The following is a 23,556-nucleotide window of genomic DNA, read 5'->3' as shown; positions in this document are numbered from 1 at the left end:
ATTTGCCTCTATTATCTAACCGATTGTCTAAAGATATGCATGAAAAAAGCGTTCAGCTTGATGGGCTGGACGCTTTTTTTCCATATAGAACGGCTTCTAATAATAAATCAGCTAGATGGACGGCACGCATGCTCGGTGAGTGCCCTGAGCGTTTGATGCCTGCTGCCATTTGTAGCTGACAGCCTGGATTAGATGTAACGATGGCAGCCGCCTTTGTTTGGCTGGCTTCTGTCATTTTATGATCTAAAATTTGCATTGACATCTTTGGCTGCAAGATGTTGTAAATGCCAGCTGAGCCGCAGCACCGGCCCGCATCCTTCATTTCTTTAAATGATACACCCTGAATGGCCTTCATCAGCACCCTTGGCGTATGCTGTACACCCATTCCGTTCCGCAAATGACAAGAATCTTGATAGGTGATGACTTGCTCTGGCAAAGCAAGCGGCATGCGGCGGTGAAATTCCAGCTCCACTAAAATGTCTGATATATCCGTGATTTTCTTTGAGAAGTCTTCACTTCGCTTTTGAAAATCCGGATCATCGCAAAGCAAATGATCGTAATCACTTAAAAAAGCGCCACAACCGCCCGCATTCATGACAATGGCATCCGCATCTATCTGTTCAAAAGCTTCAATATTCCGCTTTGCTAACTGTTTCGCTTGTTCTTTTTCACCGCTATGGCCATGGAGCGCTCCGCAGCACGTCTGAATAGGAGGGACGATGACGTCACAGCCTGCCAGCTGCAAAAGCTGGATGGTTGCTTCGTTTGTACTGGAAAAAACCGTGTCCATTAAACAGCCAGTAAAAAAGGCGACACGTTTTCTCGCTGGCCCGGCGGCTTTGTATTCCATCAAACGGCTTTTCTGTTGACGCGGCACCTTTGGAAGCGCCTGTTCCATCAGGCGTAAGTGCGGTGGAAGCACCTTCAGCATGCCAGTTTTGCGGGCAGCCGTTTGCAGACCAGATGTTTGATAAAATCGAAGAAGTCCTGCCGCTTTCCGCATTCGGCTTTGTGAAGGAAAGAGACCTTTAAACACGACACGTCTTACAAGTTTGACAGGGATGGATTGTTTTTTGTGCTGCTGAATGATGTCTCTTGCATCCTCAAGTAACCTTCCATATTTGACGCCGGAAGGGCAGACCGGTTCACATGCACGGCAGCCAAGACAAAGATTCAGTGAATGCTCGACATCTTCATCTGGCTCAATGACGCCGTCTCTCACCGCCTTCATTAAAGCAATTCGGCCGCGGGGAGAGTGTGTTTCTTGTTGACCAGATTCAATATAAGTAGGGCAGGAAGGGAGGCAGAAGCCGCAGCGCATGCAATTGAGCAGCTCTTTTTCGTCCATCTGCTGCTGAAATGTTTGCTGAATCTCTGTTTGTTTAGAACTCATGAGACCACCACCCGCTTTCTTTCGGCTTTTCCAAACACTTTATCAGGGTTCATGATATTTTCCGGGTCAAGCGCTTGTTTGATCGCTTTCATTGCCGCAATGCCTTCTTTTTTAACCTTTAGTTCTAAGTAAGGGGCTTTCATAAGACCTACGCCATGTTCACCCGTAATGGTGCCGCCAAGTGAGACTGCTTTTTCAAAAATGGCCTGAAAGGCTTCTTCCACCCGTTTCATTTCTTCTTCATTTCTTGCATCTGCTGCACAAGTAGGATGCAAATTGCCATCACCTGCATGACCAAATGTACAGATTTTCACTTTGTACTCCTTCGCAATGTCTTCGATCGCACGCACCATGCTGGCAATTTCAGACCGGGGAACTGTGGCATCTTCTAAAATGGTCGTCGGGCTTAAGCGGGCGAGGGCAGATAAAGCGGATCGTCTCGCTGTTAAAAGTGCATTTGCTTCTTCTTCAGAATGAGCGATATTCACTTCTTTTGCACCGTACTGCTGGCAAATTTTTGCGATGCTCTGCATATCACGGGCAACCGCCTCAGGATGGCCGTCTTGTTCGATTAACAGCACCGCTTGAACATCAGTCGGCAAACCGATTTTTGCAAAATCTTCAACGACTTCCAGAGTCGGCTGATCCATAAATTCTAATGTGGCGGGGATGATACGCTCTGCAATAATCGCCGATACTGAAGCGGCGGCTTCCTCTAAGTTTTCATATAAGCAAAGCATCGTTTGTTTTGTTTCTGGAAGCGGCAAAAGCTTCAGCGTGGCTTCAGTGACAATCCCGAGCGTTCCTTCTGAACCTACGAACAAACGGGTCATATCATACCCGGCCACGTCCTTTGCAAGCTTGCCACCTGTTTTAATGATGTCACCGTTTGGCAGAACGACTTCAAGTCCAAGGACATAATCTCTTGTCACTCCATACTTTAACCCCCGGAGACCGCCTGAATTTTCATTAATATTTCCGCCTAATGTAGAGATTTTCATAGAGCTTGGATCAGGTGGATAGAAGAGGCCTTTCGCCTCTACTTGGCGAATGAGTTCCTGTGTGATCAAACCAGGCTGCACCGTTGCTGTCAGGTTTTCTTCATCTATTTCTATTAATTGGTTCATTCTTGTAAACAGCATCACAAGTCCGCCTTGAGTGGGACATGTGCCTGCACAAAGGTTCGTTCCTGATCCTCTTGGCACGATCGGTATGTTATATGAGGCGCAGAGCCGGACAATTTGCTGGACTTCCTCAGCCGCGCGCGGGCTTACGATGACATCTGGCATATGCTGAAAATTTGGTGTTGCATCATAAGAGTAGGCAAGCCGATCGGCTTTACTGTCCTGCATGTAAGAAGCACCGACAATCTTTTTTAATTGATTTAAAAATTCAGAATGTAACATACGCATTCAACTCCTATTGATGAGACGTATCGTTTCTTTCAGTATAAAAAAAGAATCGCCTCATGCCTATGGACGATTCTACAAAATATCGGGCTGTTCGCTTCGTTTTTTTGGATCATGATCTAATAACATGAAGGCTAAATAAAAGAGCATTGCATCTTGCATACGCTTTGGATCAAGTGTCGTTAAATCTTGGATGCGTTTTAGCCTGTAATGCAGTGTATTGATATGGACATGCATCGCTTCTGCTGTATATTTCAATGAGCAATCTGATGTCATAAGCACCCGCAATGTTTTCACTAATTCAGGATAGGGGAGAAGAGGGGCGATTGTTCGATCAAGAAACACTTCTTTTGTTTCCTGACTCACTTCCTCCATAAAAAGTTCAAGCGTTAAATCTTCATCAAATACAATCGGTGTATCAGCATGTGCCATTTTTAATGCTCGAAAGGCTTGTTGAAAGGATTGCTTCATCAAATGAGCAGCTGCTGGTTTTCCTGCTCCAATCAAAACCCCCTGTGTGCCCTGCGCCGTAAGGGAGGCATGGATGTGAAACAGGCGCTGCTGCAAGGCTTTACGATCATCTGCTGTTGTCTGCAGCATGAGCAAAAAACGGGCATGCCCCCAGCGGACGATGATCTCCTGCATAGTGAGATGCAGCGTTTCCTTCAATTCTTTGTATTGATTCTGCTTCATAAACGATTCATCCTGACAATCGATCAGGACAACTGCGCGCTCCTTATTGATATCAAGCTGAAGCCGCGACGCTTTTTCAGTGAGATCAATCGCTGTCTCTGGCAGATGAAGCCAGTCGAATACAAACGCTTCGAGCTGACGTTCATCCGTTTCAGTTTCTTGAAAAAATTCATGTTCATGAATAAGCAGCTCGGTCATTTTTCTTAATATTTCGCCAAAAGGAGACACATGTACAGGATCTCCTGTCAATCCAATGACCCCGATGACCTCTTGCTTAAAATAAATAGGCAGATTGATGCCAGCTTTGACGCCTTTCATGTGCTGCTGGTCATCCTTTGTGAGAATTCGTTTCTGTCCTTCAAAAGATGTCAGATACGCTCCTTCATGAAATTGTCCAACGCGCGCTGGATCTGTTGCTGCAATGATGGTGCCGTTTGTTTGTGCGATGATGATTTCCTCAGTCAGCACCTTTTTAACCTCGTCTACGATTTTTTCTGCCAGTGTCATTGTGAGCAAAACGTACCCCTCCGAGATGTTTCTTTTGACACTATCATACCATCATATGCTGGGACATATCTTTCTTTTCATGAGTTATGCTAAAATAATAAACACACATGAAGGAGAAGAAAGGAGACATAGCCATGTCACTGCAAAATCGCTTACAAGACTTACTAAAAGAAGGACAGGCGCTGACCGACTTTGAATATGATGAAGCGGCGCGCCGCAATTGGACATTAGAAGGGGCGAGAATAAAAGAAGAAGCCCGTTTTGGCGATGTATATATAGAGCGTGTAGACAAGGAATCAGAGAACATGATTCAAACAGAAAACGCCTCATTTCTAAACACACCGCTTACATATGTGAAAAAACATCAAAAAGAATTCATTTATATCGAATCCAAGTGGTTTGATGTCGTGAAAGTGGATGGCTTGGCCATTGAATGGGATGAAGTGTTTCAAACGTATACCGTCCTATTCGGTTTAAAACGTCCTAAAAAAGACACGAATATTCTAAAGGACATGCTATCGCCATTAAATGGTGCTCAGCTTCAATTTAATGGACAAGATGGCTTATTTGATGTGAATTTGCAGCTTCTTGAGCTTGAGGATATCCACGAAGATACGGCTTTCATTGACGTCATCTCGGCCGTGTATCGATTTTTATTCCGTATGATCATGCAGCTTGAAATCAATGAATCAAAAAACGGCTCAAATTCCTGAGCCGTTTTTTTGTCCATCTATTCATTCGATGAAGGTATGACAAACCGTACATCATGCTCTTTTCCATATTGAAGATAATCTTCATTTGGCTCCTGATTGGTCACGACGATATCAATCTCGTGCAAATCACAAAACGTGGTCAAGGCGTAATGATCGAATTTGCTATCATCCACTAATAAAAAGGTTTTGGCACTTTTTTGAACAAGCGTCTTTTTAATATCGGTTTCAAGCGGAGACGAATTCGTGACGCCGTGATCAATGGATAAACCAGTTGATGCGATAAAGGCTTTATTGACATTGTAAGCTTTTAAGCGCTCAACACTTTGATAGCCAACGAAAGAATTCGTTTTTCTTTCAAGCATCCCGCCAGTGGAAAAGATGGTGAGATTTTCATAAGGCATCGCCTGTGTAATGAAATCCACATTATTGGTCACAATGGTCACCTGTTTCTCAGTCAAATAGGGGAGCATCTCAAGCGTTGTCGTACCAGAATCAATAAAAATCATATCCCCGTTTTCCACAAAAGCGGCAGCCGTCTGACCGATCAATTGCTTTTTACTGAGCTGACGGGTCTTTCGCTCCTGATACACCACTAACGTTGAATGGTTCACAGCCACTCCGCCATACACTTTTTTGAGCACGCCAGACTCGACCAATGCCTGTACATCTCGGCGTATCGTGTTTTTTGAGACACCAAAATGCGCCACAAGCTCATCAAGTGAGGCAGATTCCCGGTCAAACACATACTCTTTGATTTGCTGAATCCGTTTTGTTTTTATCATACTTCATATCTCCAATCAATCCGAATGTCCTTTTTCCATTATAACAATAAATTCTCTTACTGGGATTAGGCCAATTGATTCTCTTTTCTCCTTTGATATAAAAGCGTATGATAGAAAAAAGAAAGAAACCAGAAAGGAACTTTCACTTCTATGAATCAATCAAACAACCCATTTTCAAAGCTTGCGAATTTTAGAGAAGTAGGGGGACTTCAAACAACAGATGGGATGGTGATCAAACAGGGAATGATTTATCGATCCGCAGACTTATCCCGTTTGTCGAAACAAGACATCAGAATATTCTCAGCACTTGGGATTCAAACCGTTTGTGACCTCCGTACAGCCTCAGAACGTAAATCACATCCGCCAAAGATCAAGGAACACGACAAAATCGTCCATATTCCGATGCAGCCTGACAGTAAGATGCCAAGTAAATGGACCATGTTTCGTATGCTGGTAACAGAAGGGAAGTCTCTCTCATTTACACCGATCATGAAAGAGTTATATGAAAGCATGCTGACAGAGCGTAAAGAAGAGATTCGGCAGCTGTTCACACTGCTTTCAGATCAAAGCCATTACCCGCTGATGCTTCACTGCACAAGTGGCAAGGACCGTACAGGTTTTTTATCTGCCCTGATTCAGTTAACAGCAGGTGTACCGCTGGCTGTCGTTTTAAGTGAATATATGCGTTCCAATGAAGGCGTGCAAATGCTCGTCAGAAGGCAGGAACGATTTGTCCGATTGATGAGTTTATACCGGGTGTCAAAAGAACAAATTCAGCCGCTTGTCGGTGTGCAGCAAGATTATCTTGAAGATGTGCTGCACGAAATGCTGGAGACATACGGGAGTGTAGAGCAGTATTTAATTGAAGCCTGCAAAGTCCCTGAAGCTCAGCTCAATGAAATGAAAAACATTCTGCTTACACCATCTGCTGGCATTCCATCACAAAAAGCGGAATAAACTTAAGGTGAGGTGATGCAAAACATGCTGAAAAAGATCAGTATGACAGTTTTAACACTGATGTTGATGTTTGTATTTTTATTGATTCCTTCTAGCAGTCTAGCTGCTCGCCCAGTGCCAAAAGGAAAGCTTGAGAGCACAAGAGAGATGCGCGCGGTATGGATTGCATCGGTTTATAACTTAGATTGGCCCTCAAAGAAGGGGCTGCCCGTAGCAGAGCAGAAACAAGAGTTTATTCGTTTGTTAGATGAGATCAAAGCGATGAATATGAATGCCGTCATTATGCAAATTAAACCAACAGCAGATGCCTTTTACCCTTCAGCATACGGGCCGTGGTCAGAATATTTGACTGGAACACAAGGGAAAGATCCTGGGTATGATCCGCTTGAGTTTATGATAGAAGAAGCTCATAAACGCGGCCTTGAATTTCACGCTTGGTTTAACCCTTATCGAATCACAATGAATCATACTGATCTCAGCCGTTTGTCAGCCGATCACCCTGCAAGAGAGCATCCTGATTGGACGATTGCATATGGTAATCAGCTTTATTACAACCCAGGCATTCCTGAGGCTCAGGACTTCATTGTAGGCGGCATAGAAGAAGTTGTGAAAAACTACGATATTGATGCGGTGCATATGGATGATTATTTTTACCCTAATAAAATAGCTGGTGTCCCGTTTCCAGATCAAGAAACGTATGAAACATATGGAAAAAAAGCATTTACACATATAGAAGATTGGCGAAGAGATAATGTGAACCAGCTGGTGAAGCAAATCAATGACACCATTAAGAAAGAAAAACCTTATGTGAAATTTGGTATTAGTCCATTCGGTGTATGGCGCAACATAAAAGATGACCCGACTGGTTCAAACACAACAGCAGGTATGACCAACTACGATGATTTGTATGCTGATACAAGAGAGTGGATTCAGCAGCACGATATTGATTATGTCACTCCGCAAATTTACTGGAGCATCGGCTTTCAAGCTGCCGCTTATGACGTGCTGACGAAATGGTGGTCAAATGAGGTGAAAGGGGAGCCGGTTCACCTGTACATTGGTCAAGCGGCGTATAAAATTAATCAAAACAGTGATCCTGCTTGGTCTGATCCGGAAGAATATTTTAGGCAGATTGAGCTGAACAGGCAGTCACAGCTCGTGCAGGGAAGCATGCATTTCAGCCTGAAGGATATCAATCGCAACCCTTTGAATGTAAAGGATCGATTGATAGAAGAGTCATACCGCAAACCAGCTCTCATTCCAGAAATGCCTTGGCTTCATCAGAAAGCACCTAAAAAACCAATCATTCAATCTGTGAAAAAGACATCGGATGGTGCGAATTTACAAATCAAAAATGATACAAATTCTACCGTATCCTATTATGCGGTCTATCGATTAACAAATAAAGGAACATATGAATTGCTGCAAACGGTTAGAAAAGAAAAAGGCGCCATAACAACTATTAAAGACCTCCCAGTCAATCAGAAGAAAATGGATACTTACAAGATTACGGCTCTTAATCGTCTTCATCACGAAAGCAAGCCTTCTACAAAAATAGTGAAATAACAGAAAAAGCATGAATGAGGATTTTTCTTCAATCATGCTTTTTTTCTATTATTTTTGTTTTAATTTTCTGAATTCAATCAAGCTTGGCATGAAGCAGCTGCTTGATTAATAAATATGATAGAAAAGAGCCAAAGGGGGAAACAAGATGGATTTTGAATTAACGAAAGAACAACAAATGATCCGCCAGATGGTCAAAGATTTCGCCAAAGCAGAAATTGCACCACTCGCTCAAACCATTGATGAACAGGCCGTATTCCCAGCCAAAACGTTTCAAAAAATGGGGGAGCTCGGCTTTATGGGCATCCCCTTTCCAGAGAAATACGGCGGCTCAGGAGGAGATACGATATCGTATGCACTGGCTGTAGAAGAAATCGGAAAACAGTGCGGTAGTACAGGTCTTAGCTATGCTGCAGCCGTCTCCTTAGGCGCAAGCCCGCTTTATTACTTCGGTACAGAGGAGCAAAAGATGGACCACCTTGTCCCGCTGGCTTCTGGAACAGCACTCGGTTCCTTTGGATTAACAGAACCAAACGCAGGATCAGATGCAAAAGGGACGAAAACAAAAGCAGTCAAAGACGGACAAGAATATGTCATCAGCGGGGAGAAATGCTGGATCACAAACGCCAATTTTGCCAGAACCATTATCGTCACTGCTGTCTCGGATCATGATGAAAACGGCCGCCCAATCATCTCCGCCTTCATTGTGGAGAAAGGGCAAAAAGGGCTGACCATTACAAATCCATATGACAAAATGGGCGTGCGCGGTTCAGATACAGCAGAAATCATTTTAGACAGTGTACGTGTACCCGCCCAGAATATTTTAGGAGACCCAGCGAAAGGCTTTAAGCAATTTTTATATACATTAGACGGGGGACGCATTTCAATTGCTGCGTTATCAGTTGGTATCGCACAAGCTGCACTAGATGCTTCGCTCTCGCATGCAAAAGAAAGAAAGCAATTTGGGCAGACCCTTTCTTCCTTCCAAGCGATTCAGTTTAAGCTGGCAGATATGGCGATGCAAATAGAGCTCGCCAGACAAATGGTTTGGAAAGCCGCTTGGCTGAAAGATCACGGCAAGCCGTTTACAAAAGAAGCTGCTTATGCCAAGCTTTTCGCTTCTGAAATGGCGACAAAAGCAAGTCTTGATGCTGTTCAAATTCACGGGGGAACAGGCTATATGAAAGAATGTGGTGTAGAACGGCTTGTGAGAGATGCGAAGCTAATGGAAATTGGAGAAGGGACATCTGAAATTCAGCGTCTAGTCATCGCAAGACAACTGTTAGCGTAATCAGATAATGAAAACGCTTACCATCAATGGAGGAGGAAAGCCATGATGTCGATTCATCCACAAACGATCGGTTCCTTATTAAAAGGGAAAATGGAGCAGCATCCAGCACATGAAGCCATTGTGTATCCAGAACGTTCCTTACGTTTTTCATATGAAGCGTTTTATCGAGAAGTCAAGGAAACCGGGAAAGGTCTTATGGCATTAGGTGTTCAAAAAGGCGATCATATCGCCATCATGGCGCCCAATGTACCCGAATGGCTCATGCTGCAATTCGCCTGCGCGTCGATTGGAGCCGTTCTCGTCACCGTGAATACAAACTTTCAATCACAAGAACTCGCTTATTTACTCAAGCACTCTGATAGCAGCATGCTGTTTATCGTAGACGGGTTTAAAGAGACATCCTATGTCAAAATGCTTGAAGAACTTATACCGGAGCTTCAAAACACTCATCAAGGAGAGATCACATCCTCATCTTTTCCTTATTTAAAAAGTGTCGTCTATATTGGCGAGCACACGCCAAAGGGCATGCGCAGCTGGGATAGTATTCAAGCAGCTGCTAAAAGAACAGAGGATCATGAGTGGGAGAAACGAATGGATGAGCTTGCACCTGATGATGTCATTAATATGCAATATACTTCAGGCACAACCGGCTATCCAAAAGGAGTCATGCTCAGCCATACAAACATTGTCTGCAATGCCAGCCAAATCGCAGATTGTATGAAGCTCACCCAAAAGGACCGAATGTGTATCCCTGTTCCTTTCTTTCATTGCTTTGGATCCGTTCTTGGCGTGCTTGCTTGTCTCACAAAAGGAGGAACGATCATTCCAATTGAATCTTTCCACCCAGAGCGAGTTCTTCAAACCGTAGAAAAAGAGAAGTGCACCGTCCTTCATGGCGTCCCGACAATGTTCATTGCAGAGCTCGACCATCCGAATTTTCACCAATACGATCTGTCCACATTACGAACGGGCATTATGGCAGGATCTCTTTGCCCATCCCATGTGATGAAAGCCGTCATTGAACAAATGGGAATGAAAGAGCTCACGATTGCCTACGGACAGACCGAAAGCTCTCCTGTCATTACCCAAACAAGAACGGATGATTCATTTGAAAGGCGGGTTCAAACGGTCGGCCGGGCGCTTCCTCACATTGAAGTGAAAATCACCGTTCCAGGCACACCGGAGGAAGTACCAAGAGGAGAACAAGGCGAGCTGTGTACAAGAGGTTATCATGTGATGAAAGGCTACTATAAAAATGAAGAAGCCACAGATGAAGTGATTGATCAGGACGGCTGGCTTCATACGGGTGATTTAGCAGAGATGGATGAGGACGGCTATGTGAAAATCACAGGACGGCTGAAAGATATGATCATTAGAGGCGGGGAAAATGTATACCCAAAAGAGATTGAGGACGTTCTTTATACCCATCCGGACATTCTTGATGCACAGGTCGTTGGTATACCTGACGAGACGTATGGAGAAGAAGCCGCCGCATTCATTCGGCTCAAGCAAGGCAGGGCGGTGACGATTGAGACACTCACCAGCTATTGTCAGTCGCAAATGGCACGCTACAAAATTCCTAAATATTTTTTCATCACTGACGAGTATCCAATGACTGCATCAGGGAAGATTCAAAAATTTCGTCTGAAAAAGCAGGCGCTTGATCTAATAAAGGAGTGAAGGCAGCAATGTTTCAAAAAGTACTGATTGCAAATCGAGGCGAAATTGCCAGGCGAATTATTCGAACGTGTAAAAGGCTCGGGATCTACACCGTCGCCGTTTATTCAGAAGCAGATCAACATACACTTCATGTGCAAGAAGCAGACAGCGCCTATCCGATTGGAGGCGCGAAAGTATCTGAAAGCTATTTAAACATGGAAGTAATCATTAGGGCAGCCAAACAGACAAATACAGATGCCATCCACCCAGGATATGGCCTCTTATCAGAAAATGCAGCCTTTGCAGAACGCTGCCGCAGCGAAGGAATCGCCTTTATTGGCCCATCCGCACAAGTCATTCAGCGAATGGGGAATAAAATTGAAGCAAGAAAAACGATGGCTCAAGCAGGTATCCCCATTGTACCAGGCGTTTCAGCTCCGCTGCATGATGCAGAAGAAGGGGTCAGTCAAGCGCAGTCACTCGGTTATCCGATCATGCTCAAGGCATCAAGCGGGGGCGGAGGAATTGGCATGCAGCTCGTGCAAAATGACGATGAGCTGTACAGGGCTTTTGAAGGGAATCAAAAAAGAGCGCAAAGCTTTTTCAACGATGGGACGCTGTATATGGAAAAGGTCATTGAAAACGCGCGTCACATTGAAATTCAGGTCCTTTTTGATTCCTTCGGCCATGGGGTCCACTTATTTGAGCGCGACTGTTCACTCCAGCGAAGACATCAAAAAATCATTGAAGAAGCACCAGCCGCCTGTCTCGATGAATCGGTGAGACATCAAATGGGGGAGATGGCCGTCAAAGCAGCTAAAGCGATTGGGTATGAAAATGCAGGAACGATTGAATGTTTAGTCGATCAGCATCAACAATTTTATTTCCTAGAAATGAACACGAGATTACAAGTAGAGCATCCTGTCACAGAAGAAATTACAGGCATTGACCTTGTTGAGGAGCAGCTGAAAATCGCTGCACGTGAGCCGCTTTCCTTTAATCAGGAAGATATTCATCAAATTGGTCATGCCATCGAGGTTAGAATTTATGCGGAAGATCCCGTCACCTTTTATCCATCACCAGGAACAATCACTCGGCTCTCCACACCTGAAGCTCCGTATATCCGTCATGAGTCAAGTGTGACAAATGGAAGCCTCATTACCCCTTTTTACGATCCTATGATTGCGAAAATGATCGTTTACGGTGATACGCGAAAACTTGCAATAGAACGATTAAAAGAGGCATTACAAGCATATGAAATAGAAGGGATCAAAACCAACTTACCGCTTTTAAGGGAAATGGCCGGATCTTCTGCTTTCTTACAAGGCAGCATCACAACCGATTTTCTCATGAAAAAAAGGGAGGGAAACCGTTCATGAAAACTGTCACGATTCAAATGGCCGGAAACTTATGGAAGCTTCTTGTGAAACAAGGCGATGAAGTGCAAAAAGGACAGGAGGTTGCCATCTTAGAATCAATGAAAATGGAGATTCCGATCGTTGCTGAAGAGACCGGAACCATCAGCAAAGTGCATAAGGCAGAGGGAGAGTTTGTCGATGAAGGAGACGTTCTTCTAGAACTGACAGAATAGGAGGGAGCCAGATGGCATTACCAAAGAGTGTGATTATCAGGGAGGTCGGCCCGCGGGACGGACTGCAAAATGAATCAGTCTGGCTGGACACAGGCGAGAAGCGAACGTGGATTGACCTGCTCGCAGCAGCCCAGCTCCCTTATATTGAAGTCACATCATTTGTTCATCCTAAATGGGTTCCAGCCTTAAAAGATGCCAAAGAACTCACCCAATCCTTTAACAAAAAAGACGACATCACCTATGCAGCACTCATTCCCAATGAAAAAGGCTTAGCTCATTTTTTTGAAGCCAATCTTGACACAGGCGCTATGTTTATCTCTTCGAGTGAAACACATAACAAGAAAAATATGAATCAATCCATCCATGAAACACTTCCTGTTATCAAACAAATGACAGCTGATTTAAAAGCAGCAGGAAAAAACACGCGCGCGTATATTTCCACTGTGTTTGGCTGCCCGTATGAAAAACAAGTGCCAATGGATCAAGTCCTTCGGTTAACGGATATTTTGCTTTCTTATGACATTGATGAAATATCTCTCGGTGACACCATCGGTGAAGCCCATCCGCTTCAAGTAGAAAGGCGCTTAGACATTTTACTTGAACGTTTTCCTGCTGATAAAATCGCTCTTCATTTTCATGATACGAAGGGGATGGCTCTTGCCAATATTTATACGGCATTAAAAGCAGGGATTACCATATTTGACTCCTCCAGCGGCGGGCTGGGCGGATGTCCCTATGCACCTGGTTCCAGCGGAAATGTGGCGACAGAAGATGTGGTGCATATGCTTCAAAAACTAGGAATTGAGACAAATATTCACCTACCTGCATTAATTAAAGCGGCAGAATGGATTGAAGCAAAAGTAGATCGAACCCTTCCTAGTCACTGTTTACGCGCTTTTCACTCTCAGACTACTTCATAAAGGATGAATAACATGACATCATTGGTCCATTTTTCGATACAAGATGAACAGATCGGCATCATGACCTTAAACAGGCCAGAACAAGCGAATTCCCTATCTGCTCCGATGCTGGAGGAGATCAATCAAATCATTCAAGAAATCAAACATGATGAAAGCATTCGCTGTCTTCTCATTACAGGAGCCGGTTCAAAAGTCTTTTGCGCTGGAGCAGATTTAAAAGAACGACGATTGATGACAGAAGCAGAAGCAAAAGGAGCTGTTCTTTCGATTCAGCAAACGTTTATCGAGATTGAATCCATTCCTGTACCTGTCATTGCAGTGATGAACGGACACGCACTTGGCGGAGGACTTGAGCTCGCGCTCGCTTGTGATCTCCGCATCGCACGAGCCGGAGCCAGACTCGGCCTGCCAGAAACAGGACTAGCTATCATACCAGGAGCCGGAGGGACGCAGCGGCTTCCGCGCCTCATTGGACTCGGTAAAGCAAAAGAACTTATTTTCACAGGCGCATCATTACAAGCAGAAGAAGCCATTCAAATTGGGCTCATTGAGCATATCTCTTTAGCAGATTCCCTCATGAACGATGCCATCTCTCTTGCACAACAAATCATCAAAAATGGCCCGCTTGCCTTAAAAGAAGCGAAACAAGCGATTCAATCAAGCCTTGATCACGATTTGCATACAGGTTTGACAAAGGAATACGAAGCCTATCTACGGCTCATTGAGACAGAAGATCGAACGGAAGGTCTTCAAGCCTTCCAAGAAAAACGAACGCCTCAATACAGAGGCAGGTAGCAAGAAAGGGGAATGGGTATGATCGAAGAATATGAACTGAAAAAACAGCAGATTCTGAAAGGCGGGGCAGACCGATACCATCAAAAAAACAAAGAAAAAGGAAAATTGTTTGTCCGTGACCGCCTCCAGTTGTTATTAGATGAGGATTCTTTCATTGAGGATGCCATGTTTGCCGAGTGTCAAAATGAACATTTACCAGCAGATGGTGTTATCACAGGGACAGGGCGGATGAATGGGCAGACTGTTTGTGTCATGGCAAATGATTCTACCGTCAAAGCAGGATCATGGGGCGTCAAAACGGTAGAAAAAATCATTAGAATCCAGGAATCAGCCGAAAAGCTCAACTGCCCAATGCTGTATTTAGTTGACTCTGCGGGTGCTAGAATCACCGATCAAATCGCCATGTTTCCAGGCAGAAGGGGTGCAGGCCGCATTTTTTATAACCAGGTGAAGCTGTCTGGACGTATTCCGCAAATTTGTTTACTATTTGGTCCTTCGGCAGCCGGAGGTGCTTACATTCCTGCTTTTTGTGACATCGTCGTCATGGTCGAAGGGAATGCCTCAATGTACTTAGGCTCACCGCGAATGGCCGAAATGGTGATTGGAGAGAAAGTATCACTTGAAGAAATGGGCGGGGCAAAAATGCATTGCAGCATTTCTGGATGCGGCGATATTTTAGCAAAAACAGAGGAAGAGGCCATTCAAATCGCCCGCACTTATTTAACTTACATGCCTGCCAACTATACAGAAAAACCAAAACGGGCAGCCGCAATCGCACCTAAACCATCAGAGATCACCATCCAAGACCTTATCCCTAAGGGGCAGAATACCCCTTTTGATATGTATCAGCTCATTGATTTACTCATTGATGAAGGATCATTTTTTGAAATCAAAAAACTGTTTGCCGCAGAATTGATCACAGGCTTTGGCCGCATGAATGGTCAGCCTGTCGGTCTTATTGCCAACCAGCCGAGGGTAAAAGGCGGCGTTTTATTCCACGATTCAGCCGACAAAGCCGCCAAGTTTATTCAGCTATGTGACGCCTTTCATATTCCACTCCTTTTCCTTGCCGATATACCGGGGTTTATGATCGGAACAAAAGTGGAACAAGCAGGCATTATCAGGCACGGGGCGAAAATGATTTCCGCCATGTCGGAGGCAACAGTTCCGAAAATATCCGTCATTGTTCGTAAAGCATACGGTGCAGGTTTATATGCAATGGCAGGTCCAGCCTTTGAACCGGACTGCTGTCTCGCTCTTCCATCTGCGCAAATTGCTGTCATGGGGCCAGAAGCCGCTGTAAATGCTGTCTATGCGAATAAAATTGCCGAACTGCCTGCTGAGGAAAGAGCAGCATTTATTCAAGAGAAGCGCAAGGAATACCAGGAAGATATGAATATATATGAGCTTGCCTCTGAAATGATTGTCGATGGTGTCATCCCATTTGACCATTTGCGAGATGAGCTTTGTCATAGATTACAAGCCTATACCTCTAAAGAGATGACATTTACAAGACGAAAACACCCGGTTTATCCGGTCTAAAGGGGGCGGCCTCATGATGAACCTAAAACCAGCGTGGATACCCGAAGAGCAGATGATGAAACAAACACGCCTTTACAAATGGATGCATTCACTTGGTTTTTCTACTTATGATGCGTTCTATCAAGCTAGTATCGAGCGCACCGATTGGTTTTGGAGAGAAGCCGAAAAGGCGGTCGGCATCGTGTGGAAGGAGCCGTATGAAGCCGCATTAGGCCAAGATTCATTCATGTGGCCCAATTGGTATAAAGGCGGCCGGCTCAACGTGGTCGAAACGGCTGTTGACAAATGGGCAGAGAATGAAGAAACCCAGCATCAACCAGCCGTGATTTGGAGAAATGAAGCGGGCGAAGAGAGAAGATGGACGTTCCTCGAACTTCAGGAAAATGTCAATCGTCTCGCTGCTGGTTTTTTGAAGAAGGGGATTCAAAAAGGGGATGTGGCAGTCATTTATATGCCGATGCTTCCGGAAACGGCTGCTGTCATGCTTGCCTTTGCAAAGATTGGTGTCATCTTTAGCCCAGTCTTTTCCGGCTATGGAAGCGAGCCTCTAGCCGTACGTATTCGTGCTTCCGGTGCAACCATTGTCGTCACAGGCTCGAGCGTGACGCGCCGGGGAAAGACGATCAACATGCGTGAATGTGCGGCAGAAGCAATCGACAAAACCAAGACTGTCCAAACAGTCATTGTACATGCTTCCTCTCCTACTGGATATAAAGAGGATATTCAGCTAAACGATTTGTTAAAAGAAGAACCAATGAGTGAAACGACTTATCTTTCAAATGAAGATCCCCTTATGATCTTATACACGTCTGGAACAACCGGTACACCCAAAGGGGCTGTTCATACACACGCAGGCTTTCCTGTAAAAGCGGCTTTTGATGCCGGTCTTTGTATGGACGTTGCAAAAGGAGACCGTTTGTTTTGGCTCACAGACATGGGATGGATGATGGGGCCCTTTCTCGTCTTTGGCGGCTTGATCAATGGAGCTGCAATTGTTTTATATGACGGCGCACCCGATTATCCAGATGAACAGCACCTTTGGTCATTCATCCACGAGCAAAAAGTCACCCATTTTGGACTTTCACCTACTTTTGTTCGATCTGCGATGCAGCAAAACCTTTCAGACATTGAGCTGCCGCATGTCAAAGCCATCATTTCTACAGGTGAACCGTGGAATGAAGCACCATGGCAATGGCTTTTTGACACCATTGGTCAAAAGCACATTCCGATCTTAAATTACTCAGGGGGAACAGAGGTTTCTGGCGGAATTGTAGGAAGTACGCTGCTTCGCCCAATCAAACCGATCCTTTTTAATGCGGCAATCTTAGGAATGGCGGCAGATGTGTATAATGAGGCAGGAGAGAGCGTCCTGAATGAAGTAGGAGAGCTTGTTGTGAAAAAGCCGTGGGTCGGCATGACATGTGGGTTTTGGAAAGATCCGAAGCGATATGAAGACACCTATTTTAAACGATTTGATGGGGTGTGGACGCACGGTGATTGGGTGATGCAATCAGAGGATGGCGCATTCCATATCACGGGCAGATCGGATGATGTCATTAATACAGCTGGTAAACGCATTGGTCCAGCTGAAATTGAATCCATTCTTGTCGGGCATCCAGCCGTACATGAGGCTGCTGTGATTGGAGTAAAGGATAAGGTGAAGGGAGAAGCACTAGTTTGTTTCATTGTGGCAAGTTCACAGTCTTTCGAAGAAGCAGCATTCATTCAAGAGCTCAAAATACATGTTGGTTCATATGCGGGAAAAGCGCTCACACCAAAGGAAATTCATCTCATTTCAGCTTTACCGAAAACAAGAAACGGAAAAATCGTCCGTCGTTTATTAAAAGGAGCTTATGAACAGCATCATTCACCAGATCTTTCGTCTCTAGATAATCCTGATGTGTATAACAGCATTTGCGAATACTTGAAAAGAAAACAAAATCCATAAAAAAAAGACAGGAGAGCGTCCTGTCTTTTTTATTGCACATGAAAATTCGTGCCATCTGTTGTTTCTTTTACAATACCTGCCCGAATCACAAAATCACCGAAATGTTCATGTTCCTCGCGTTCTTTTGCATAGCGGGGGAGAAGAGAGCCAAGCTCGTTTAAAATGTCTTCTTCTCCTACATTTTCTCGGTACAGTTTACTTAATCTGCTGCCATCAAACGCAGCGCCAAGATACATGTTGTATTTACCAGGTGATTTCCCGATAAAGCCAATTTCACCAAGCGCATGACGGGCGCATCCATTTGGACATCCAGTCATACGAATCGTGATTTCTTTATCACTTAAGCCATTTTCTTCGACAATCTCTTCAATTTTGTCAATCAAGCGCGGGAGGTAGCGTTCTGCCTCTGCCATTGCTAAGCCGCATGTCGGAAGAGCAACACAGGCCATTGAACTGCGGCGCAGTGCAGAGTGCTGCTGTCCATCTGACAAACCAAACTCCTCAATGAGCTGCTCGATTTGTTTCTTTTTGTGAGATGTGACGTTTCCAATGATCAAATTTTGATTCGCTGTTAAGCGGAAGTCACCTGTATGAATCTTCGCGATTTCACGAATGCCTGTCATCAGCGGGTAGTCATCGTAATCCGTGATGCGTCCGCCTTCTACAAACATCGTATAATGCCATCTGCCATTGATGCCTTTTACCCAGCCATAGCGGTCACCGTTATGATCGAAGTGATAATCTCTTGCATCTAATAGGGTAAATCCAAGGCGGCGCTCAAGCTCTTCTTTTACATTCTCAAGACCGAGGCGGTCCACTGTATATTTAAAGCGGGCATTTTTTCTCACCGAACGGTTTCCATAGTCACGCTGAATGGTGATCACTTGTTTGGCAATCTCTACAACTTGTTCCGGTGTACAAAAGCCAATTACTTTTGCAAGCTGAGGATAGGTCGCTGTATCACCATGAGTCATGCCCATTCCGCCGCCAATCGCGACATTAAAGCCGACTAATTGATCATTTTCAATAATCGCAATGAAGCCTAAATCCTGCGAAAACACATCAATATCGTTAGCAGGAGGGACCGCCACACCAATCTTGAATTTTCTTGGCAAATAAAGCGGACCATACATCGGCTCAACCTCTGTATCAGGCGTTGCTGCTACCTTTTCCTCATCAAGCCAAATTTCATGGTACGCTCTTGTTTGCGGAAGCAGGTCATCACTTAATTTTTTGGCAAGCTCGTATACATCATGGTGTACTTCTGATTGATAGGGGTTTGATGTACACATGACATTACGGTTCACATCGCCGCAAGCAGCGATCGTATCAAGCATAGTGGAATGGATGTCTTGAATGGTTTTTTTCATGTTCCATTTTAAAATACCGTGAAGCTGAAAGGTTTCACGAGTTGTCAGCTTTAAAGTACCGTTTCCGTATTGATGAGCAAGCTCATCCATCACAAGCCACTGCTTAGATGTAGCGATTCCGCCAGGCAGGCGGACGCGCAGCATAAATTGATAGGCAGGCTCAAGCTTTTGTTTTTGCCGTTCATTTCTCAGGTCACGATCATCCTGTAAATAACTGCCGTGATGCTTCATCAGGCGGTTGTCATCATCAGGGATACCCGCTGAAATCGGATCAAGCATCACTTCTTTTAAAGTACCCCGTAAATAATCACTTTTTTCTTTGATTTCCTCTACGTCGCTCGGAGGTCCATCCGGCGCTGTTAATGCTGTCTTCACCATGTAAGTAAAAGCTCCTTTCTTTCAAGCATTCAATCAATATACGTCACGCTGATAGCGTTTTTGCTGCTGCAAGTTGGCTAGATAGCTTTCAGCTTTCTCTTTGCTCATCGCACCTTCTTCTTGGATGATTGATAGAAGGGTATCATGAACATCATGCGCCATATGTTTTTCATCTCCGCAGACATATACATAGGCACCTTGCTCCAGCCATTCGAATAATTCTTTACTTTGTTTCTTCATTTGATGCTGGACATATACTTTTTCCTCTGAATCTCTTGAAAAAGCCACATCCATTTTCGTTAACACACCATCTTTTAACCACTTTTGCCATTCGGTTTGATATAAGAAATCCGTCACAAAGTGCTGATCACCGAAGAACAACCATGACTTTCCGTCTGCACCGACTTCCTCGCGCTCCTGCATAAAGGAACGGAAAGGCGCAATGCCTGTGCCTGGTCCTACCATAATGATCGGTGCATCAGGGTTTTCAGGAAGCTTAAAGTTTTGATTGTGCTGGATATAAACAGGCAGCTTATCACCTGGCTCTAAGCGCTCCGCACATAAGATTGAGCAGACACCTTGACGTTCTCTTCCGTGAGCATCATATCTCACAGCACCGATCGTCAAATGAACTTCTTCTTCATTTGCTTTAAGGCTGCTTGCAATGGAATAAAGGCGTGCCGGAATTTTTCTTAAAATGGCAGTGAAGTCTGCCGCTGTTCCTTCAAAAGGACCGAAATCACGAGCAGCATCTACTAAATCTCTTCCTGCTATATATGCTTTTAACTTTTCTTCGTTTCCTTCTTCTAAAAGGGCCTGCAAGGCTTCGCTCTTTGTAAAGGACGTCATCTTTTGAAGAAGAGGTTTTGTTAAGACAGTAATCTCAAAATGAGAGGTGAGTGCTTCCTTTAAAGGAAGCGTGTCGCCGTTTTTATGAACGGTTACGGCTTCCTCTGCATCCCATCCGCATGCCTTGATCAGTTCATCAACAAGCGCTGGATCATTTGTTGGATAAATACCAAGGCTGTCACCCGGCTCATAAACAAGTCCTGAACCTTCAAGAGAAAGCTCCAAATGACGGGTTTCTTTGTTAGAACCGCGGCCATTTAGGTTGATATTTTCAAGCACTTCAGCATAAAAAGGATTTGTTCTTGAGTATTCAGATGCAGCTGTTTGAGTGTTTGCTTCCGCTGATTCCTGCGGGGCTGCTGCGGCTCCGCCTTCGCTAAGTGAAGATGCCACCCCTTGAAGCCATTCAGAAAACGGCTCATCATAATCAAGATCACAGTCCACTCGATCGAAAAGACGCGTTCCGCCAAGCTCTTTTAAGCGCTCATCAAATTCTTTACCTGTTTGACAGAAGAATTCGTAAGAGCTGTCACCAAGTGATAGGACAGAAAAGCTTAAATGATCAAGCTTTGGTGCACGTCTGCCGTGAACATATTCATGGAAAGAAAGGGCATTATCAGGCGGATCTCCCTCGCCATGTGTGCTGACGATAATCAGTAAATTGTTTATTTTTTTCAGACTATTTGGTTTAAAATCTGACATAGAAGAGAGCGTCACTTGAAAACCTTTCTCTTCAAGATGCTGCGCTGTCTTTTTTGCTAACCCTTCAGAATTGCCTGTTTGCGAGCCATAAAGCACGGTCACATCTTTACTGACAGGCTGCGCTGGTGCTGCAGCAGAAGGAGAAGGGGTTTGGGCAGTATTTTCTAATTCGGTTAAAGCTGCCTGTGCTGATAAATAACCGGTAAGCCAAATTTTTTGCTGATCTGTTAAAGTCGGAAGCAGCTGATTAAGCAGTTCTGCCTGCTCCTGACTAAACGGACTGTTCAATACATGAAGTTGCAACGATATCCACCTCACAAGGAATATAAACATAGATTAATTCGATAGGAATTATATATATAGGTTCAATTTGAACTTTACCGAAAGTTTGCCATTAAGTAAAATATATAATATTGATTGTCATGATTAAGATTTCTAATACCTTTGCAAGGTGAAGGAACATGAAGGTGAATCGTTTAGCTGGATAAAGCACCTTTAGAAAAATGAGCCGTTTTGAATGAAGAAGCGATCGTAAGGAATTGAAAAGGGGTGTATGAAAGTTGATGCAGCTAAAATTTAAAAACACAAAATATTTTCGGCTTGTCATCTTGTTTTTTCTCATTTTATTAGTAGCGTGCCATTCTCCAAAGGGCAATATAAAGGATTCAGACAATAAGAATAAAATAACAGCACCTTTTTCAAAAAAAGGCATCCTGCTAAGAAAAGGGGAGACGAAATTACTTCTTATTAACAATAAAACGCCTCTAAAAAGCGATGATTCATTGAAAACTCATCTTCTTATTGAAAAGTATAAAAATAATCTCATCGTTATGGATTTAACAAAAGTAGATTCTAAAGAGCTGTCACAGGGTCAAACGATTGAGGTTTGGTTTGATGAGTTACAAGAATCGTTTCCTCCTAAAGCAACGGTCAAAAAATATCACATCATGATGGATAAGTAGGGGAGCAGGGGCAGATTCTTTCTATCAAGAAAAAGGAGAAAAACCCTAAGGTTTTTCTCCTTTCTCAAATTATGCTGTTGGAAGTCCCATCACAGCTTTCACTTCTAAATATTCCTCGATCCCGAAGTCTCCCCATTCTCTTCCAATACCAGATTGCTTAAAGCCGCCAAACGGGGCAAAGTAATCTGTTTCGGCATTGTTGATGGTAATTTGACCGGCACGAATATGTTCAGCTACATATTTTAATGTTTTTTCATCTTTTCCAACCACATAGCCAGCAAGGCCATACACTGTATCATTGGCAATCTCAAGGGCATGATCAAGGTCCTTATATGTGATCACACTCATGACGGGTCCGAATATTTCCTCTTGCGCAATGGTCATATCATTTTTCACATTTGTGAAAATAGTATGCTTGGCGAAATATCCTTTGTCTAGTCCGTCCGGCTTACCAGTTCCCCCAGCAAGCAGGTGAGCACCTTCTTCAATTCCTTTTTCAATATAAGACTGCACGGTATCCCATTGCTTTTTGGAGACAAGCGGACCAGTGGCGTGATCTTCTCGCGGATCACCAACTGTAAACTTCGGCAGAGCATTCAGCAGCGCTTTTTCAAATGCGTCTTTCATTGATTCAGGAATCAGCACACGTGTAGCTGCGGAACACACTTGACCTGTATTCATCGCAATATGATGAACGGCTGTTTCGGCTGCCTCATCCACATCTGCATCATCTAAGACGATAAGAGGGGATTTCCCGCCGAGCTCAAGAGCCACTTTCTTAATATTGTCTGCAGCATTTTCCATTATTTTAGAGCCGACAGCGCCTGATCCTGTAAATGAAACAAAGTCAATATCAGGGTGTGAGCTAATGCCGTCACCAATGACATCACCAGTTCCGTTAACTAGGTTGAAGACGCCTTTCGGTACGCCAGCTTCATCAATGATGTCTGCAAGAATCATTGCGGCAAAAGGTGTAATTTCCGCAGGCTTTAAGACAACTGGTGAGCCTGCTGCAATGGCACCCGCGATTTTAAGTGATGTTTGATTTGTTGGGAAATTCCAAGGTGTAATCAATCCGCTGACACCAATCGCTTCTTTTATAATGGTGTGTCCGCCGCGGTCCTCAGTAAATGTATACGATTTAAGTGCTTCCGCTGCTTTAGAAAAATGTTCATATCCCATTTTGTAATGAACCTCTTCTGATACTTTCAGTGGTGCGCCAAGCTCTTGTGTCATGACTTCTATCAGTTCATCCTTACGCTTTTCGTAACCGCGCACAATGTTTTCCAGCATCTTTACGCGTTCATTTCGAGATGTTTTTGAGAAAGAAGGAAAGGCGGCACGAGCAGCTTTGACTGCCTTATCTAAATCTTCTTTTGTTCCTAAACTAATGGTGCCAATGACTTCCTCTGTAGCAGGATTGATGACTTCCGTCGTTTCGTTTCCTGTTGATGCGATCCATTCTCCGTTAATAAAATGTTTCTCTTGATTTCTCATTCTGACATGTCTCCTTTTTATATGTGATTCCATTC

General features: G+C 44.1%; 19 protein-coding genes. 12 read left to right on the top strand and 7 right to left on the bottom strand.

The genetic code is table 11. The annotated features are described in order from the left end of the window. Positions 1–52: 52 nt before the first annotated feature. From MHB69_RS09230 to MHB69_RS09220, 3 genes are all read right to left on the bottom strand, one after another. A complete protein-coding gene (locus tag MHB69_RS09230; RefSeq protein WP_342496210.1) occupies positions 53–1,393 on the bottom strand; it encodes a (Fe-S)-binding protein in 1,341 nt (446 codons plus the stop codon). Beyond that, positions 1,390–2,799, bottom strand: coding sequence for a glycolate oxidase subunit GlcD (gene glcD, locus MHB69_RS09225; RefSeq protein WP_342496209.1), 1,410 nt, complete (start codon positions 2,797–2,799; stop codon positions 1,390–1,392). The genes MHB69_RS09230 and glcD overlap by 4 nt, the downstream gene beginning before the upstream one ends. A gap of 78 nt (positions 2,800–2,877) precedes the next feature. Next, entirely contained in the window at positions 2,878–4,011 is a 1,134-nt protein-coding gene (locus tag MHB69_RS09220) for a sugar diacid recognition domain-containing protein (protein WP_081124480.1), read from the bottom strand. Positions 4,012–4,136: 125 nt separating this feature from the next. Between MHB69_RS09220 and MHB69_RS09215 the strand changes: the two genes are divergently transcribed. Next, complete coding sequence (locus MHB69_RS09215; protein WP_034284037.1) at positions 4,137–4,715, top strand: hypothetical protein; 579 nt, start codon at positions 4,137–4,139, stop codon at positions 4,713–4,715. A gap of 17 nt (positions 4,716–4,732) precedes the next feature. On the opposite strand, the gene MHB69_RS09210 is transcribed toward MHB69_RS09215, so the two are convergent. Then, positions 4,733–5,497 (bottom strand): DeoR/GlpR family DNA-binding transcription regulator, encoded by a 765-nt coding sequence (locus tag MHB69_RS09210; protein WP_041117641.1) that lies wholly within the window; start codon positions 5,495–5,497, stop codon positions 4,733–4,735. A gap of 150 nt (positions 5,498–5,647) precedes the next feature. Between MHB69_RS09210 and MHB69_RS09205 the strand changes: the two genes are divergently transcribed. The 10 genes from MHB69_RS09205 (at position 5,648) to MHB69_RS09160 (ending at position 17,763) form a co-directional block, all read left to right on the top strand. Continuing rightward, positions 5,648–6,454 carry a tyrosine-protein phosphatase gene (locus MHB69_RS09205; protein ID WP_342496208.1) on the top strand — a complete coding sequence of 269 codons (807 nt, stop codon included), beginning with the start codon at positions 5,648–5,650 and terminating at the stop codon, positions 6,452–6,454. Positions 6,455–6,478: 24 nt separating this feature from the next. Next, positions 6,479–8,020 (top strand): family 10 glycosylhydrolase, encoded by a 1,542-nt coding sequence (locus MHB69_RS09200; RefSeq protein ID WP_342496207.1) that lies wholly within the window; start codon positions 6,479–6,481, stop codon positions 8,018–8,020. Between the two features lie 145 nt (positions 8,021–8,165). Next, complete coding sequence (locus tag MHB69_RS09195) at positions 8,166–9,308, top strand: acyl-CoA dehydrogenase family protein (protein ID WP_081124477.1); 1,143 nt, start codon at positions 8,166–8,168, stop codon at positions 9,306–9,308. Positions 9,309–9,350: 42 nt separating this feature from the next. Further along, the gene (locus MHB69_RS09190) at positions 9,351–10,988 is read left to right on the top strand and encodes an AMP-binding protein (RefSeq protein ID WP_176967386.1); all 1,638 of its coding nucleotides are present in this window, start codon (positions 9,351–9,353) and stop codon (positions 10,986–10,988) included. A gap of 8 nt (positions 10,989–10,996) precedes the next feature. Next, positions 10,997–12,346, top strand: a complete 1,350-nt coding sequence (locus MHB69_RS09185) for an acetyl-CoA carboxylase biotin carboxylase subunit (RefSeq protein ID WP_342496206.1) — start codon at positions 10,997–10,999, stop codon at positions 12,344–12,346. Next, positions 12,343–12,558, top strand: coding sequence for an acetyl-CoA carboxylase biotin carboxyl carrier protein subunit (locus tag MHB69_RS09180; RefSeq protein ID WP_342496205.1), 216 nt, complete (start codon positions 12,343–12,345; stop codon positions 12,556–12,558). Before MHB69_RS09185 ends, MHB69_RS09180 begins: the two co-directional genes overlap by 4 nt. An 11-nt stretch (positions 12,559–12,569) precedes the next feature. Beyond that, entirely contained in the window at positions 12,570–13,478 is a 909-nt protein-coding gene (locus MHB69_RS09175; protein ID WP_342496204.1) for a hydroxymethylglutaryl-CoA lyase, read from the top strand. Positions 13,479–13,490: 12 nt separating this feature from the next. After that, complete coding sequence (locus tag MHB69_RS09170; RefSeq protein ID WP_070325911.1) at positions 13,491–14,273, top strand: enoyl-CoA hydratase; 783 nt, start codon at positions 13,491–13,493, stop codon at positions 14,271–14,273. An 18-nt stretch (positions 14,274–14,291) separates the two neighbouring features. Continuing rightward, positions 14,292–15,815, top strand: a complete 1,524-nt coding sequence (locus MHB69_RS09165) for an acyl-CoA carboxylase subunit beta (protein WP_081124473.1) — start codon at positions 14,292–14,294, stop codon at positions 15,813–15,815. A gap of 13 nt (positions 15,816–15,828) precedes the next feature. Continuing rightward, positions 15,829–17,763, top strand: coding sequence for an AMP-binding protein (locus MHB69_RS09160; RefSeq protein ID WP_342496203.1), 1,935 nt, complete (start codon positions 15,829–15,831; stop codon positions 17,761–17,763). A gap of 29 nt (positions 17,764–17,792) precedes the next feature. Here MHB69_RS09160 and cysI read toward each other — a convergent pair whose 3' ends face one another. Next, positions 17,793–19,511, bottom strand: coding sequence for an assimilatory sulfite reductase (NADPH) hemoprotein subunit (gene cysI / locus MHB69_RS09155; RefSeq protein ID WP_034284013.1), 1,719 nt, complete (start codon positions 19,509–19,511; stop codon positions 17,793–17,795). 33 nt (positions 19,512–19,544) lie between these two features. Beyond that, positions 19,545–21,365, bottom strand: a complete 1,821-nt coding sequence (locus tag MHB69_RS09150; protein ID WP_342496202.1) for an assimilatory sulfite reductase (NADPH) flavoprotein subunit — start codon at positions 21,363–21,365, stop codon at positions 19,545–19,547. A 260-nt stretch (positions 21,366–21,625) separates the two neighbouring features. On the opposite strand from MHB69_RS09150, the gene MHB69_RS09145 reads away from it, so the two are divergent. After that, positions 21,626–22,024: a DUF3221 domain-containing protein gene (locus MHB69_RS09145; protein WP_305933751.1), complete on the top strand. Its 399-nt coding sequence runs from the start codon at positions 21,626–21,628 to the stop codon at positions 22,022–22,024. A 69-nt stretch (positions 22,025–22,093) separates the two neighbouring features. Here MHB69_RS09145 and MHB69_RS09140 read toward each other — a convergent pair whose 3' ends face one another. Continuing rightward, positions 22,094–23,521: an aldehyde dehydrogenase family protein gene (locus tag MHB69_RS09140; protein WP_111927467.1), complete on the bottom strand. Its 1,428-nt coding sequence runs from the start codon at positions 23,519–23,521 to the stop codon at positions 22,094–22,096. Positions 23,522–23,556: the final 35 nt, after the last annotated feature.

Origin of the sequence: Bacillus sp. FSL K6-0994 (assembly GCF_038630815.1) — a bacterium.
GTDB lineage: Bacteria > Bacillota > Bacilli > Bacillales > Bacillaceae > Bacillus > Bacillus safensis.
Note: the sequence above shows the minus strand (reverse complement) of the source record. Positions and strands in the feature narration are given on the sequence as shown.

Excerpts from the sequence above, each read along its gene's own strand:
- MHB69_RS09230 (WP_342496210.1), bottom strand. The coding sequence starts at position 1,393 with ATGAGTTCTAAACAAACAGAGATTCAGCAAACATTTCAGCAGCAGATG.
- glcD (WP_342496209.1), bottom strand. The coding sequence starts at position 2,799 with ATGTTACATTCTGAATTTTTAAATCAATTAAAAAAGATTGTCGGTGCT.
- MHB69_RS09215 (WP_034284037.1), top strand. The coding sequence starts at position 4,137 with ATGTCACTGCAAAATCGCTTACAAGACTTACTAAAAGAAGGACAGGCG.
- MHB69_RS09210 (WP_041117641.1), bottom strand. The coding sequence starts at position 5,497 with ATGATAAAAACAAAACGGATTCAGCAAATCAAAGAGTATGTGTTTGAC.
- MHB69_RS09205 (WP_342496208.1), top strand. The coding sequence starts at position 5,648 with ATGAATCAATCAAACAACCCATTTTCAAAGCTTGCGAATTTTAGAGAA.
- MHB69_RS09200 (WP_342496207.1), top strand. The coding sequence starts at position 6,479 with ATGCTGAAAAAGATCAGTATGACAGTTTTAACACTGATGTTGATGTTT.
- MHB69_RS09195 (WP_081124477.1), top strand. The coding sequence starts at position 8,166 with ATGGATTTTGAATTAACGAAAGAACAACAAATGATCCGCCAGATGGTC.
- MHB69_RS09190 (WP_176967386.1), top strand. The coding sequence starts at position 9,351 with ATGATGTCGATTCATCCACAAACGATCGGTTCCTTATTAAAAGGGAAA.
- MHB69_RS09185 (WP_342496206.1), top strand. The coding sequence starts at position 10,997 with ATGTTTCAAAAAGTACTGATTGCAAATCGAGGCGAAATTGCCAGGCGA.
- MHB69_RS09180 (WP_342496205.1), top strand. The coding sequence starts at position 12,343 with ATGAAAACTGTCACGATTCAAATGGCCGGAAACTTATGGAAGCTTCTT.
- MHB69_RS09175 (WP_342496204.1), top strand. The coding sequence starts at position 12,570 with ATGGCATTACCAAAGAGTGTGATTATCAGGGAGGTCGGCCCGCGGGAC.
- MHB69_RS09170 (WP_070325911.1), top strand. The coding sequence starts at position 13,491 with ATGACATCATTGGTCCATTTTTCGATACAAGATGAACAGATCGGCATC.
- MHB69_RS09165 (WP_081124473.1), top strand. The coding sequence starts at position 14,292 with ATGATCGAAGAATATGAACTGAAAAAACAGCAGATTCTGAAAGGCGGG.
- MHB69_RS09160 (WP_342496203.1), top strand. The coding sequence starts at position 15,829 with ATGATGAACCTAAAACCAGCGTGGATACCCGAAGAGCAGATGATGAAA.
- cysI (WP_034284013.1), bottom strand. The coding sequence starts at position 19,511 with ATGGTGAAGACAGCATTAACAGCGCCGGATGGACCTCCGAGCGACGTA.
- MHB69_RS09145 (WP_305933751.1), top strand. The coding sequence starts at position 21,626 with ATGCAGCTAAAATTTAAAAACACAAAATATTTTCGGCTTGTCATCTTG.
- MHB69_RS09140 (WP_111927467.1), bottom strand. The coding sequence starts at position 23,521 with ATGAGAAATCAAGAGAAACATTTTATTAACGGAGAATGGATCGCATCA.